Raw genomic sequence first — 14,652 nt, forward strand, 5'->3', positions numbered from 1 at the left:
GGCCGCGCGCCCGGCCCGCCGGGGGCCCCCCCCCCCCCCCCCCCCGCGGCGCGCCCCCCCCCCCGCCCGCGCCCCCCCCCCCCCCGGGGCCCCCCCCCCCCCCCCTCGTGGGACGGTCCGGTCGATCAGGCGGGCGTCATCCGGCCGGACCGCCGAGCCAGCCGCCGGGCCCTCCGTTCCCGTTCCCGTTCCCGTTCCCGTTCCCGTTGCCGTTGCCGTTGCCGCCGCTGTCGTCGCCCGGCGGTTCGGTCATCGGCGGGCTGGTGTTGGGACCGCCGCCGTTTCCGCCGTTCGGGCCACCGTTGTTGGCTCCGCCGTTGTTGTTCTGGCAGTTCCGGTCCCATGCGCTGCAGGTCTCGGTGGCACCGGGCAGCGGGGACATGGTCGCCGTGGCCTCCTCGGAGGGCTCTTCCTCCTGCGTGGGCGTCGTCTCGGCCGTGGGCGTCGGGATCGGGCTCTGCGCACCACCGCCGTAGACCTTCTCGCCGATCGGCGTCGGCTCCGGGAAGGGCTTGACAGGCTTGCCGCGCATCGCCTCCGCCATGTAGTCGTGCCAGATCTGGGCCGGGAACGAGGCACCGTGGATCGACTTCTCGCCGCCCGTGCCGTACATCTCCTCGAACTTGCGGTTCTTGTTGTTCTCGTCGTCGTCCAGCCGGTACATGCTGATGGCCGTCGACAGCTGCGGGGTGTAGCCGACGAACCAGGCCGACTTGTTGCCGTCCGTCGTACCCGTCTTGCCCGCCACGTCACGGCCGGGAAGCTTCGCGGGGGTACCGGTCCCGTGCTCGACGACGTTCTTCAGGACGTCGGTGACGTTGTCGGCGATCGCGTTGTCGAATGCGCGCTTGGGCGCGTCCTCGTGCCGGTAGATGGTCTCGCCCCGGTACTTCACCTCGGTCACGGAGAAGGGCTCGCGCTGCTGGCCGCTGGCCGCGAAGGTCGCGTACGCGCCGGCCATGCGGATCGCGCTGGGCGAGGACGTGCCGATGGAGAACGACGGCACGTGCCAGTCGGCCATGTTGCGGTCATCCTTGAGCCCGGCGGCGATGGCGATTTCCTTCACCTTGTCGGTGCCGACGTCCATGCCGAGCTGCACGTACGGGGAGTTGGCGGACCACTGCATCGCCTCGCGGAGGGTGATGTTGCCCCGCGACTCCTCGCCGTCGTTGGCCTGCAGCCACTGCTTGCCGTCCTCGTCGGTCCAGATCTGGCCGTCGTACTTCTTGATCTTCAGGTTGTGATCGGCGTTGTAGATGCTCAGCGGGGAGACCTTCTGGCGATCCGACAGACCTTGGTCCTCACCGAGCGAGGGATCGCGCTTGCCGTACTCCATCGCCGCCGCCAGCACGAACGGCTTGAAGGTCGAACCGACCTGCGCACCCGTGGGGTCGGCGTTGTTGGTGTAGTGCTTGGTCGCGTCCTGACCGCCGTAGATCGCCTTGATGGCACCGGTCCCGGGCTCCACCGACCCGCCGCCGAACTGGACGTGGGTGTCCGTCTTGGGGCGCTGGTCCGGCTTGATCTTGCTCTTGTAGACCTTCTGGACGGCTGCTTCGAGCTGCTCGACCTGCTTTCGGTTGAAGGTGGTGTGGATCTCGTAGCCACCCTGGGCGAGCATCTCCGCCGTGACGCCGTCCTTGTTGTTGTTGAGGAAGTAGTTCTTGGCCAGGTCGACCAGGTAGCCGACCTGACCGCCCAGCTGGGCGTTCTTCCGCGGCGGGTCGGGCATCGGGAATTCTGTGTACTTGGCACGTTCCGCCGCCGACAGGCGCCCGTCCTTCACCTCCTCGTCGAGGATCCACTTCCAGCGCTCGATGGCCCGTCTGGTGTTGTCCTTCTTGGTCGCCCGCTCGTCGATCTCGGTGGCACCGGCCGGGTCGTAGTAGGTCGCGCCCTTGAGCAGCGTGGCGAGGAACGCGCACTCGCTCGGGTCGAGTTCCGTGGCGTCCTTGCCGTAGTACGTCCGGGCCGCCGCCTGGATCCCCGATGCACCCCGCCCGTAGTAGGAGACATTGAGGTAGTCGGTGATGACATCCTTCTTGTTCATCGTGTTGGCGACCTTGAGCGTGATGAAGAGCTCTTCGAACTTCCGGCTCAGGGTCTGTTCCTGGGACAGGCGCGAGTTCTTCACGTACTGCTGGGTGATCGTCGAACCACCCTGGACCTCGCCGCCGGTGGCCATGTTGAACAGGGCCCGGGCAATGCCCTTGGGGTCGATGCCCCAGTCGTCGTCGAACGACTTGTTCTCGGCCGAGATGACCGCGTTCCGCATGGCCTCGGGGATCTGCTCGTAGCTGATCTCCTGACGGTTGACCTCGCCGCCCGTGGCGACCATCTGGGTGCCGTCGTCCCAGAAATAGACGTTGTTCTGCGCCTTCGCGGCATCCTTCACGGTGGGCAGGCCGACCGCCGCGTAGGCGATGCCGCCGACCCCCATGAGCAGGCCGAAGAAGCCGAGACAGAGTCCGGACGCCAGCTTCCACGAGGGCAGCCAGCGGACCACCCCGGACTTCCCGGCGCGCGGGTAGTCGATGAACCGCTTCTTCACCGGACGCCGATCGGCCCGGCCACGCCCCCGGCCCGGCCCCTCATGCCCGCCGTTCCCACCGGTCCCGCGACGACGCCCCCCGCCACCGCCCCCACGGCCTCCGCCGCGCTGGGCGGCTCGTCTGGCCGCGGCACGGCCGCCGTACGGGCTGTCTCCGTCGTGCGCATCGGAAGATGACTCCGACGTCACTCCGCGTGACGGAGCTGCTCGGCGTCCGGAGGACTGCTGGGCGGCTCGTCTGGTCGCTGCACGCCCCCCGCCCTGCGGTTGCGGCGGTTTGCGACGGTGCTCGCTCATGGAACGACTACTCCTCGGGCAGGCGAGAACGCCTGGAAGCGGCAGTTGAGATCCGGTCCCCCGACTTACGGACCAGCCCGGCGACGAGCTCGTCCATCGTGCGTCCGGCTGGGCCGTCATGACGGACGCGCGCGGGCGTCTCGCGGTCACCGGTGGTCTGCATGCCGCACAGACTACGCACGGTCAAAACCCTCCTAGGACCGAACTTCACCTCAAACAACGCAAGTCGGTTCCTACGAATTCGCGATGTGACGCCGTTCACCATGCCCACCCTTGTCGCGACGCAACGGTCGATCTATCGTCGTGATGTATCGAGTCGATACATCAGCTCGGTACATCGACCCGGCACAGGGGCTCCGCAGGAGCACCGGGGAAGCAGAAGGAGGCGAAGATGAGCAGGCGCTCGGGCATCCTCGAATTCGCCGTTCTCGGTCTGCTCCGCGAATCCCCCATGCATGGGTACGAGCTGCGCAAACGTCTCAACACCTCGTTGGGGATCTTCCGCGCCTTCAGCTACGGCACGCTCTATCCCTGCCTCAAGACGCTGGTCGCCAACGGCTGGTTGATCGAGGAGCCGGGGGGCGCCCCGGCCGATCTCCCGCCCTCGGTCGGGCGTCCGGTCGCCCCCGCCTCCTCGTTGGCCGGGCGCCGGGCCAAGATCGTCTACCGACTCACGGCGGAAGGTAAGGAGCACTTCGAGGAACTGCTCTCGCACACCGGCCCCGACTCCTGGGAGGACGAGCACTTCGCGGCCCGCTTCGCCTTCTTCGGGCAGACGGAGCGCGAGGTGCGGATGCGGGTGCTGGAAGGACGGCGCAGCCGGCTGGAGGAGCGTCTGGAGAAGATGCGCGCCTCTCTGGCCCGCACGCGTGAGCGCCTCGACGACTACACGCTTGAGCTGCAGCGACACGGCATGGAGTCCGTGGAGCGCGAAGTGCGCTGGCTGAACGAGCTCATCGAGAGCGAGCGGTCGGGACGGGATCAGCGACGATCCTCGCCCGGGGGCGACGCTCAGCAGGACACCGCAGGAGAGCCGGACGGCCTGCCCCGGCACCGGGGTGACACCCGGCCGGATCCGTCCGACGACACCTCACAGTGAGGTCCCCGCAGATCCGCGGGGCCTCATCGGGAACAACCATTACACACAGGGAGCAACCGGAATGGGTTCGGTTCGCGTAGCCATCGTCGGCGTGGGCAACTGCGCCGCCTCGCTGGTCCAGGGCGTCGAGTACTACAAGGACGCCGACCCGGCCGGCAAGGTGCCCGGCCTGATGCACGTCCAGTTCGGCGACTACCACGTGCGGGACGTCGAGTTCGTCGCCGCCTTCGATGTCGACGCGAAGAAGGTCGGGCTCGACCTCGCGGACGCCATCGGTGCCAGCGAGAACAACACCATCAAGCTGTGCGACGTGCCGAGCACCGGTGTCACCGTCCAGCGCGGCCACACCCTCGACGGCCTGGGCAAGTACTACCGCCAGACCATCGAGGAGTCGTCCGAGGACGCGGTCGACGTGGTCCAGATCCTCAAGGACCGCGAGGTCGACGTTCTCGTCTGCTACCTGCCGGTCGGCTCCGAGGCCGCGGCGAAGTTCTACGCCCAGTGCGCCATCGACGCCAAGGTCGCGTTCGTCAACGCCCTCCCGGTCTTCATCGCCGGCACCAAGGAGTGGGCGGACAAGTTCACCGAGGCCGGTGTCCCGATCGTCGGCGACGACATCAAGTCCCAGGTCGGCGCCACCATCACGCACCGCGTGATGGCGAAGCTCTTCGAGGACCGGGGCGTCATCCTGGACCGCACGATGCAGCTGAACGTCGGCGGCAACATGGACTTCAAGAACATGCTCGAGCGTGAGCGCCTGGAGTCCAAGAAGATCTCCAAGACGCAGGCGGTCACCTCGCAGATCCGTGACCGCGAGCTGGGCGAGAACAACGTCCACATCGGTCCGTCGGACTACGTGGCCTGGCTGGACGACCGCAAGTGGGCGTACGTGCGTCTTGAGGGCCGCGCCTTCGGCGACGTCCCGCTGAACCTTGAGTACAAGCTCGAGGTCTGGGACTCGCCGAACTCCGCGGGGGTCATCATCGACGCGCTCCGCGCCGCAAAGATCGCCAAGGACCGCGGCATCGGCGGCCCGATCCTCTCGGCGTCCTCCTACTTCATGAAGTCCCCGCCGGTCCAGTACTTCGACGACGAGGCCCGCGAGAACGTCGAGAAGTTCATCAGGGGCGAGGCCTCCAACTGACGCGGCCGGACACGGCGCGTCGGCGCGGTCTGCTGAGGAACGGCAACATGCCTCTCGTTCCGCACCGTTGAGGGTCCCCGGGCATTCCGCCCGGGGACCCTCAACGTATGTGACCCTTGATCGCATGCCAGTCGTAGGTGATCTCCGCGTACTCCTGCGCCTTCGGAACTTCCGTCGTCTGCTCGCCGTACGGCTCCTCTCCCAGTCGGCCGACGGCGTCTACCAGGTCGCGCTGGCGTCATACGTCGTCTTCTCCCCCGAGAACCAGGCATCGGCGACCGCCATCGCCTCCGCGATGGCCGTCCTGCTCCTGCCCTACTCGCTCGTCGGCCCCTTTGCCGGGGTCCTGCTGGACCGCTGGCCGCGCCGCCAGGTCCTTCTGTACGGCAACGTACTGCGCGCCACGCTCGCCTGCTGCACCGCGTTCTTGATCCTCGGCTCGGCACCGCAATGGCTCTTCTACACCTCTGCGCTCTGCGTCACCGCGGTCAACCGCTTCGTACTGGCCGGGCTCTCGGCCGCGCTGCCGCGAGTCGTCGACAGCGAGCGGCTGATCCTGGCCAACTCGCTCTCACCGACCGCGGGCACGCTCGCGGCCACGGCGGGCGGTGGCCTCGCCTTCGTCGTGCGACTGGCATTCGCCGACTCCGACGCGGCGGTGGTACTGCTGGCCGCCGCGCTCTATCTCGCCTCGGCCATGGCGTCTCTGAGTCTGGCCACCCGGCTCCTCGGACCGGACCGGGACGGGCACCGGGTCCGACTGGGAACGGCGATGGCCGTCACCGCTCGTGGGCTCGTCGAGGGGCTGCGTCATCTGTCGGAGCGGAGGCATGCCGCCCGGGCACTGGCCGCCATGACCGTGATCCGCTTCTGCTACGGCGCGCTGACCGTGATGGTGCTGATGCTGTGTCGGTACGCCTGGTCCAGCAGCGATTCCGAAGGACTCGCCCTGCTCGGACTGGCGGTGGCCGTGTCGGGCGCGGGGTTCTTCGCCGCGGCGGTGGTGACGCCCTGGGCGGTGGGGCGGCTCGGCCGGTTCCGCTGGATGGCGATGTGCGCGGCGGCCGCCGCAGTTCTCGAACCTGCGCTGGGGTTGTGGTTCCTCCCCGTACCGATGCTCGTTGCCGCGTTCGTCCTCGGGCTCGTGACTCAGGGAGCGAAGATCGCGACGGACACGGTGGTGCAGACCTCGGTGGACGATGCCTTCCGCGGGCGGGTCTTCTCCCTCTACGACGTGCTGTTCAACGTGGCCTTCGTCGGAGCCGCCGCGGTCTCCGCCGCGCTGCTGCCACCCGACGGGCGGTCGGCCCCCGTGGTGATCGGAGCGGCGACACTGTATGCCGTCACCGCCGTACTGCTGTTCCGGTGGAGGCACACCGACAACGCGCCCCGAACCGGCCGGTAAAGGCAAGGGGTGCTGTTTCACGTGAAACAGCACCCCTCTGTCGGTTGTCGTCGCGTTTCACGTGAAACATGACTGCGACCGCACCTTTGTCTCCCGCTGCCCGAAACGCCCCTCCCGAGCAGAAGCCCGGCCGTTCAGCCCTGGGCGGCCCACCACTCCTTGAGTTTGCCGACCGCGGCGTCGCGTCCCAGCGGGCCGTGCTCCAGCCGCAGCTCCAGCAGGAAGGCGTAGGCCCTGCCGACCATCGGCCCGGGGCTGATGCCCAGGATGGCCATGATCTCGTTGCCGTCCAGATCGGGCCGGATGGCGTCCAGCTCCTCCCGCTGCTGCAACTCCGCGATGCGCTCCTCGAGGCCGTCGTAGGTCCGGGACAGGGCAGCGGCCTTGCGCTTGTTCCGGGTGGTGCAGTCCGAACGGGTCAGCTTGTGCAGCCGCTCCAGCAGCGGCCCCGCATCGCGTACGTACCGGCGCACCGCGGAGTCGGTCCACTCTCCGTCGCCGTAGCCGTGAAAGCGCAGATGGAGCTCCACGAGCTTCGAGACGTCCTTGACCATCTCGTTGGAGTACTTGAGCGCGGTCATCCGTTTCCGGGTCATCTTGGCGCCCACCACCTCGTGGTGGTGGAACGAGACGCGCCCGTCCTTCTCGAAGCGCCTCGTCCTCGGCTTGCCGATGTCGTGCAGGAGGGCGGCAAGCCGCAGGACCAGGTCGGGGCCGTCCTGTTCCAGGTCGATCGCCTGCTCCAGGACGGTCAGCGAGTGCTCGTAGACGTCCTTGTGGCGGTGATGCTCGTCACTTTCCAGGCGCAGGGCGGGCAGCTCCGGCAGGACGTGCCGGGCCAGACCCGTGTCGACGAGCAGCGCCAGGCCCTTGCGGGGGTTGGCGGACAGCAGCAGCTTGTTGAGCTCGTCCCTGACGCGTTCGGCGGAGACGATCTCGATGCGTCTGGCCATCCCCGTCATCGCCGTGATCACGTCGGGTGCCACGTCGAAATCCAGCTGCGCGGAGAAACGGGCGGCACGCAGCATCCGCAGCGGGTCGTCGGAGAAGGACTCCTCAGGCGTACCAGGTGTGCGCAGTACCCGCTGAGCCAGGTCCTCCAGCCCACCATGGGGGTCGATGAAGTCCTTCTGCGGAAGCGCGACGGCCATCGCGTTGACCGTGAAGTCGCGACGGACGAGGTCGTCCTCGATGGAGTCGCCGTAGGAAACCTCGGGCTTGCGTGAGGTCCTGTCGTACGCCTCCGACCGGTAGGTGGTGACCTCGATCTGGTAGCCGTCCTTCTGGGCGCCGACCGTGCCGAAGGCGATGCCGACCTCCCACACCGAGTCGGCCCACGGCCGCACGATCTTCAGTACGGCGTCGGGGCGGGCGTCGGTCGTGAAGTCGAGGTCGTTCCCGAGCCTGCCGAGAAGGGCGTCCCGGACCGAACCGCCGACCAGAGCGAGACTGAATCCGGCATCCTGGAAGCGGCGGGCGAGGTCGTCGGCGACCGGTGACACCCGCAGCAGTTCACTGACTGCGCGATGCTGCACCTGGGTCAGGGCGCTGGAGCTGTCTTCGTTGGCGTTCGACACAACAGAAAAGGGTACGTGCCCGGACCGGCCTGGTCGTCCGGGTTCCGGCCCGCTCTGCGAGACTCTTGCGATCTTGTAGCGCACTCCGCAGCACTCGGTATCCGTGCACCTCGTTACCATGCGTGGACGCAGCAACCGAGAACCATCGACATCATCTGACTACGACGAGGGACGGGTAGGCGCGTGGCCGAGGCGGCAGACAATCAGGGGATCGGCCCCTCTCCTGCCCGCCGGTGGCTGCGGCGCACAGTCGCGTCCATCGCCGGGGCCCCTCTTCTCGTGGCTCTGCTGGCCGGACCGGCCGCGTCCGCCGCGCCCACAGCGCCTGCCGACGTGCCGTCCAAGGCTCCCTCCGTGTCCGAGACGGTGAAGGTGTCCTTGAACACCGTGGCTCCCAGTGCCCCGACGAAGGGGGACACTCTGACCGTCGTCGGCACGGTGACGAACAGGGGCAAGGCCACGATCACCGATGCGAGGGTCGATCTGCGGGTGGGACAGAGGATCACCGGCAGGACATCGATCGACGACATCGCGAAGCGCTCCGGATACGTGCCGGGCAACGATCCCGCCCCGCTCGGTGGCAAGTACACGGTGAAGCTCCCGAAGCTCCCCTCCGGGATCAGCCAGGACTTCGAGCTGTCGGTTCCGGTCGGCAAATTGGGTCTCGGCGACGACGGCGTGTATCCGATCGGTGTCTCGTTGTCGGGGCAGACCTCCCGCGCCCAGTACGATCAGGTGCTGGGGATCCAGCGCACCTTCCTGCCGTGGCAGGAGGAGGAACGCGATTCTCGGACGAAGATCACCTACCTCTGGCCGCTCATCGCGCCCGCGCACGTCACCGCCGAGACCGGCACCGACGACGAACAGACCCCGGTGTTCGCCGACGACACGCTGGCCGGCGAGCTCGCCCCCGGCGGGCGCCTCGAGCAGATGGTCTCGCTGGGCAGCCAACTGCCGGTGACCTGGGTCATCGATCCGGATCTGCTCGCCAGTGTCGATGCGATGGCGCGGGGCTACCAGGTCAAGTCCGGCGACACCACCGTTGCCGGGAAGAACGAGGCCGTCGCCAAGCAATGGCTCGCCGCCCTGGAGGCCGCGGTGTCCGACGGCGAGGTCGTCGCGCTTCCGTTCGCCGACCCCGACCTGGCGGCCATCGCCCACCGCGGCAAGAACGTGTCCGGCACCCTCAGCCATCTGCAGACCGCCACGGATGTGGCGGCGTCGAGCGTGCAGACCATCCTCCACGTGAAACCGTCGACGGATTTCGCCTGGCCCGTCGACGGAGCGATCGACCCCGCGATCGTCGATGTCGCTACCTCGGCCGGCGCTCACAACGTGATCGCCCGCAGCGACAGCCTCAAGGAGACGGGCGGGCTGTTGTACACCCCGACCGCGGCCCGTCCGATCGGCGGCGGCACCACCGCGGTGGTCGCCGACGCCCGGCTCTCCACCGCGTTCGAGGGCGACATGTCCAAGGCCGGCAGCTCTACCCTCGCCGTGCAGAAGTTCCTCGCCCAGACCCTCGCCCTGACCGACCAGGACACGGACGCGGAACGCAGCATCGTCGTCGCACCGCAGCGGATGCCGACGGTCGCCCAGGCCCAGTCGATGGCCAGTGCCCTGCACGCGCTCGACGACGACCGCTGGACCCAGCCCCTCGGACTCGTGGACGCGGCCGAGGAGAAGCCGGACGCGGACGCCACGAGCACCGTCCCCAGCTCCTCCCACTACCCGAAAAAGCTCCGCAACCAGGAACTGCCCACCCAGGCGTTCCAGGACATCAAGTCCACCCAGGTCTCGCTCAACAAGTTCCAGGTCATCCTCACCCAGCCCGAGCGGGTGGTCACCCCCTTCGGCAACGCGGTGAACCGGTCCGTTTCGGCGTCGTGGCGCGGCAGGCCCCTGGAGGCCCAGCAGTACCGGGACTCCGTTCGCTCCTATCTCCAGGGCCTCGTCGGCGAGGTTCAGCTCATCCCGAAGTCGGACGTCACCCTGTCCGGCCGCAGCGCCACGATCCCCGTGACCGTGCAGAACCGGCTGGTGCAGGGCGTGGAGAACCTGGTTCTCCGCCTGAAGTCGGACAACGCGACCCGGCTCAGGCTGAACGACGACGGAGCCGTGGCGGAGCAGCCGATCCGGATCTCCGGCGGCCACAGCCAGTCGGTGAAGTTCGACGCCGCGGCCAACGTCAACGGCCAGGTGCAGATGACGGCCCAGCTCTACACCGAGGACGGCACACCGTACGGCGAGGAGATGGCCTTCACCGTGAAGGTCTCGGAGCTCACCCCGACCGTGCTGCTCGTGATCGCCGGCGGGCTGCTGCTGCTCGTCCTCGCCGGCATCAGGATGTACACCCAGCGCAAGCGGGCCAACGCCGCCGACGCGGACGGGAACGGCGACGTACCGGACGGGAACGGCGACGGCGGACCGGAGCACCCGGGTGACCCTGCACCGGACACCGGTCCGGACAGTCGGGAGGCATCGGGCTCGAGTGAGAAAGTGGAACGTTGAGCGATGTCTGTCGTGGCCGGTCGGCCGGGGACGATGAGGTGGGGTTTCGATGAACGCGCCGTACGACGGTGACCGCGGTCGGGGTACGGGCGGAGCCGGATCCTCCGGCGGCCCCCCGGTGCCGCCCGGCCCGGTCGGGGGTCCGCCGGTGCCCGACCCGTACCTGCAGGCCGCCTACGACGACGACCCCTACCGAGCCCAGGATCTGTCCGCCCAGGGCCCGGTGGACGAGGCGTTGTACGACCGTGCCGCGCACCCCCCGCCACCACCCGGCGTCCATCCGCAGCCCCAGCCGCTCTACCAGCAGCCTCCCCCGGCACCGCACGCTCCTGATCCGCGTGTCTGGGCCCAGACGCCTCCGCCCGAGCCCGACGGCCCATCGCGCCATCTGCCGTACGGCGACGCCTCGGCGGCGACCCAGTTCGTCGGGGTGGACGATCTCGTCGGCCAAGCGTCCCAGGACCGGGAGCAGCCGGATGCCTTCGCGCATCTGTACCGCGACCAGGAGGGACCGGCGGGCGCTTCCCCCGTCGTGGCCGAACCCGAGCCGACCCCCGCGCCCGCACCACGCAAGTCCGGCGGCCGGGCCTCCGGGCTGCTGAAGTCGAGTGCCTTGATGGCAGCCGGGACGCTCGTGTCCCGGCTCACCGGTTTCGTCCGCACGCTCGTGATGACCGCCGCACTGGGCGCGGCCCTGCTCGGCGACAGCTACACCATCGCCTACACCCTGCCGACGATGATCTACATCCTCACCGTGGGCGGCGGTCTGAACTCGGTCTTCGTTCCGCAGCTCGTCCGCTCCATGAAGGATGACGAGGACGGCGGCGAGGCCTACGCCAACCGCCTGCTGACCCTGGTGATGGTCGCGCTCGGTGTGATCGTCGCGCTCGTGGTCCTCGCCGCTCCGTGGCTGATCCACATGATGTCGCCGACGATCGCCCGGGACGCGGCGGCCAACAGCGTCGCCGTGACGTTCGCCCGGTACTGCCTGCCCACGATCTTCTTCATGGGCATCCACGTCGTGATGGGCCAGATCCTCAACGCTCGCGGCCGGTTCGGCGCGATGATGTGGACCCCGGTCCTCAACAACATCGTCATGATCTTCACGTTCGGCATGTTCATCTGGGTCTACGGCACCTCCGCCGAATCCCAGATGGGCGTCCAGACGATCCCGCCGGAGGGCGTCCGGCTCCTGGGCATCGGCACGCTGCTCGGCCTGGTCGTCCAGGCCCTGGCCATGGTCCCGTATCTGCGCGAGGCCGGGTTCCGCTTCCGTCCGCGCTTCGACTGGCGGGGGCACGGCCTCGGCAAGACGGTCAGGCTGGCCAAGTGGACCGTCCTGTTCGTCCTGGCCAACCAGGCGGGCGTGATCGTCGTGACCCAGCTCGCGACCTCGGCGGGCAAGCTGTCCGGCAAGGACGGCACCGGCTTCCTCGCGTACTCCAACGCCCAGCTGATCTGGGGCATGCCGCAGGCGATCATCACCGTGTCGGTCATGGCCGCCCTGCTGCCCCGCATCTCCCGCGCCGCCCACGACGACGACCCGGGCGCCGTCCGTGACGACATCTCCCACGGGCTGCGGAACTCGGCGGTCGCCATCGTGCCGGTCGCGTTCCTGTTCCTCGCGCTCGGTCTGCCGATGTGCACCCTGCTGTACTCCTCCGCCGGCACCGAGGCCGCCCGTTCCATGGGCTTCATCCTCATGGCGTTCGGCCTCGGCCTCATCCCGTACTCCGTGCAGTACGTGGTACTGCGTGGCTTCTACGCCTACGAGGACACCCGCACACCCTTCTACAACACGGTCATCGTCGCCGCGGTCAACGCCGCAGCCTCGGCGCTGTGCTACGTGGTCCTGCCCGCCCAGTGGGCCGTGGTCGGCATGGCGGCCTCGTACGGGCTCGCCTACGCCGTCGGTGTGGGCGTCGCCTGGCGGCGGCTGCGCAACCGGCTGGGCGGCGATCTGGACGGTGCGCGCGTCGTGCGCACCTACGCCCGTCTGTGCCTGGCCGCCGTGCCGGCGTCGGTGCTCGGCGGCGGGGTCGGCTTCGCCATTCTCATGGGCCTCGGCGAGGGCGCACTCGGTTCGCTCGTCGCGCTGGTCCTGGGTGGGGCCGTGCTGCTGGGCGTCTTCGTCGCCGCGGGCAAGCGGATGCGGATCGAGGAGATCAACGGCCTGGTCGGCATGGTTCGTGGGCGGCTCGGGCGCTGAGAACCCTGGTGCACAACCATCGCCGCCTCTGGCGTGTCGTGCATAGCGCCGGAGTGTGGGCACAATTGGCATGACTGTGCAGAGCTGGCTGGCATCGCGCAACGGATGGGGAGGCAGGAACGACGGTGGCGGAACGTAGCACGGCTGCCGTCGACGTGGCCGACAACAGCGGTGAGGAACTGCTGGCCGCCAAGGCGGACGAGGCCACGGCCGACGGGACGGCAGAAGCGCAGGACTCGACGGACACGAAGTCGCAGGACACGGACGGCAGGATCAGCCGTTCCGAGTCCTCCCTGCCGACCCCCGATCTGCACAGCGGACACAAACTCGCCAGACGCTACCGGCTCGAGGAGTGCGTCACCCGTCTGGACGGATTCAGCAGCTGGCGCGCTGTCGACGAGAAGTTGCGCCGAGCGGTGGGGGTCCATGTCCTTCCCGCCGACCATCCCCGCGCGCGCTCCGTGCTGGCGGCGGCCCGGTCCGCCGCGCTGCTCGGCGACCCGCGTTTCGTGCAGGTGCTCGACGCCGTGGAGGAGGACGACCTCGTCTACGTCGTCCACGAGTGGCTGCCGGACGCCACCGAGCTGACCTCCCTGCTGGCGGCCGGACCGATGGAGGCGCACGATGCGTACCAGCTCGTCAGCCAGGTCTCCCAGGCCATGGCTGCGGCCCACCGTGAGGGTCTCGCCCATCTGAGGCTGACACCGGGGGCGGTGCTGCGAAGCTCGACCGGCCAGTACCGGATCCGTGGCCTCGCGGTGAACGCGGCCCTGCGGGGCATCACCTCCGACGGGCCTCAGCGGGCGGACACGGAGGCGATCGGAGCCCTGCTCTACGCCGCGCTGACCCATCGCTGGCCGTACGAGACCGATGCCTACGGCCTGTCCGGGCTGCCCAAGGGCGTGGGCCTGATCGCCCCCGACCAGGTGCGGGCCGGGGTGCACCGCGGTCTCTCCGAGCTCGCCATGCGCGCCCTGGTCAATGACGGAGCCACGGCCTCCCGGCAGGAACAGCCGTGCACCACCCCGGACGAGCTGGCCAAGGCCGTGTCCGCGATGCCTCGCATCCGGCCGCCGGAGCCGGTCTTCACCGCGCCCCCGGAGTACCAGCGCACCACCTACCAGCAGGGCACCTACCGACGGCCGCCGACCGGCCCCGGTGTCGCCACCACCACGCCCGTCCCCGTGCCGCCGGCCCCGCTGCAGAGCCGCGCCGGCAAGGCCCTGAAGTGGGCGGTCTCCGCCCTGCTCATCGCCGCACTGGGACTCGGCAGCTGGCAGCTGGCGGAGAAGTTCCTCGACCAGGAAAACAACTCGGGTACCAACACCACGCAGACCACTCCCAGCCCCGACAACAAGGCTCCGGCCCCGTCCAAGCCGCTGCGGATCGACAGCGCCTCGGAGTTCATGCCCAGTGGTTCGGGGATAAGCCAGAACGACGCTCATAAGGCGGCCGACGGCAATACCGGGACTGCCTGGATCACTCCTCGGTACGTGGGCTACGCGAACTTCGGCAACTACACCAACCGCAGGGACGGCAGCGGCATAGTCGTCGACCTCGGCAGCGTGCAGAACATCAGAGGTGTCAAGATCGAGATGTTCCGGGGCGGGCAGAAGGCCGAGGTGCTCGCGGCCGCCCCGGACGCCACCGCCCCGTCGTCCCTTGCGGACTTCCCCCAGCACCTCACGAAGCTCGAAAGCGTGGGGAGCGAGCTGAAGCAGACCCTGGACAAGCCGGTGCGATCCCGCTTCGTCCTGGTCCGCATCGCGGAACTGCCGTCGGACGGCACATCCGACGGCTACCGGGGCGGCATCTCGGAGATCTCGGTCCTCGGCTGACGGAATGGGCCGGTGGGCGGC

Annotated in this window: 9 protein-coding genes; 6 read left to right on the forward strand and 3 right to left on the reverse strand. The window is 68.9% G+C overall.

Translation table 11 applies throughout. From position 1 onward, the window contains the following. Positions 1-136: 136 nt before the first annotated feature. Positions 137-2,848: a transglycosylase domain-containing protein gene (locus tag ACFYXM_RS06265; RefSeq protein WP_389287352.1), complete on the reverse strand. Its 2,712-nt coding sequence runs from the start codon at positions 2,846-2,848 to the stop codon at positions 137-139. A gap of 7 nt (positions 2,849-2,855) precedes the next feature. After that, positions 2,856-3,011, reverse strand: a complete 156-nt coding sequence (locus ACFYXM_RS06270; RefSeq protein WP_389287354.1) for a hypothetical protein — start codon at positions 3,009-3,011, stop codon at positions 2,856-2,858. A 228-nt stretch (positions 3,012-3,239) separates the two neighbouring features. Between ACFYXM_RS06270 and ACFYXM_RS06275 the strand changes: the two genes are divergently transcribed. The 3 genes from ACFYXM_RS06275 (at position 3,240) to ACFYXM_RS06285 (ending at position 6,496) form a co-directional block, all read left to right on the forward strand. Further along, positions 3,240-3,947 (forward strand): helix-turn-helix transcriptional regulator, encoded by a 708-nt coding sequence (locus ACFYXM_RS06275; protein WP_351525716.1) that lies wholly within the window; start codon positions 3,240-3,242, stop codon positions 3,945-3,947. Positions 3,948-4,008: 61 nt separating this feature from the next. Next, the gene (locus ACFYXM_RS06280; protein WP_389287356.1) at positions 4,009-5,091 is read left to right on the forward strand and encodes an inositol-3-phosphate synthase; all 1,083 of its coding nucleotides are present in this window, start codon (positions 4,009-4,011) and stop codon (positions 5,089-5,091) included. 124 nt (positions 5,092-5,215) lie between these two features. Further along, positions 5,216-6,496 carry an MFS transporter gene (locus tag ACFYXM_RS06285; protein ID WP_389287358.1) on the forward strand — a complete coding sequence of 427 codons (1,281 nt, stop codon included), beginning with the start codon at positions 5,216-5,218 and terminating at the stop codon, positions 6,494-6,496. Positions 6,497-6,630: 134 nt separating this feature from the next. On the opposite strand, the gene ACFYXM_RS06290 is transcribed toward ACFYXM_RS06285, so the two are convergent. Continuing rightward, on the reverse strand, positions 6,631-8,073 hold the full coding sequence (locus tag ACFYXM_RS06290; protein ID WP_389287360.1) for a CCA tRNA nucleotidyltransferase: 1,443 nt from the start codon (positions 8,071-8,073) through the stop codon (positions 6,631-6,633). 183 nt (positions 8,074-8,256) lie between these two features. Here ACFYXM_RS06290 and ACFYXM_RS06295 point away from each other — a divergent pair, with 183 nt between their 5' ends. The 3 genes from ACFYXM_RS06295 to ACFYXM_RS06305 all read left to right on the forward strand — a co-directional run bounded on the left by ACFYXM_RS06295 (position 8,257) and on the right by ACFYXM_RS06305 (position 14,631). Then, positions 8,257-10,584: a DUF6049 family protein gene (locus ACFYXM_RS06295; protein WP_389287362.1), complete on the forward strand. Its 2,328-nt coding sequence runs from the start codon at positions 8,257-8,259 to the stop codon at positions 10,582-10,584. A gap of 49 nt (positions 10,585-10,633) precedes the next feature. Continuing rightward, entirely contained in the window at positions 10,634-12,793 is a 2,160-nt protein-coding gene (gene murJ, locus ACFYXM_RS06300) for a murein biosynthesis integral membrane protein MurJ (protein WP_389287364.1), read from the forward strand. Positions 12,794-12,918: 125 nt separating this feature from the next. After that, positions 12,919-14,631, forward strand: coding sequence for a serine/threonine protein kinase (locus tag ACFYXM_RS06305; RefSeq protein WP_389287366.1), 1,713 nt, complete (start codon positions 12,919-12,921; stop codon positions 14,629-14,631). Positions 14,632-14,652: the final 21 nt, after the last annotated feature.

This window comes from Streptomyces sp. NPDC002476, from assembly GCF_042889785.1.
In the GTDB taxonomy this organism is placed as follows: domain Bacteria; phylum Actinomycetota; class Actinomycetes; order Streptomycetales; family Streptomycetaceae; genus Streptomyces.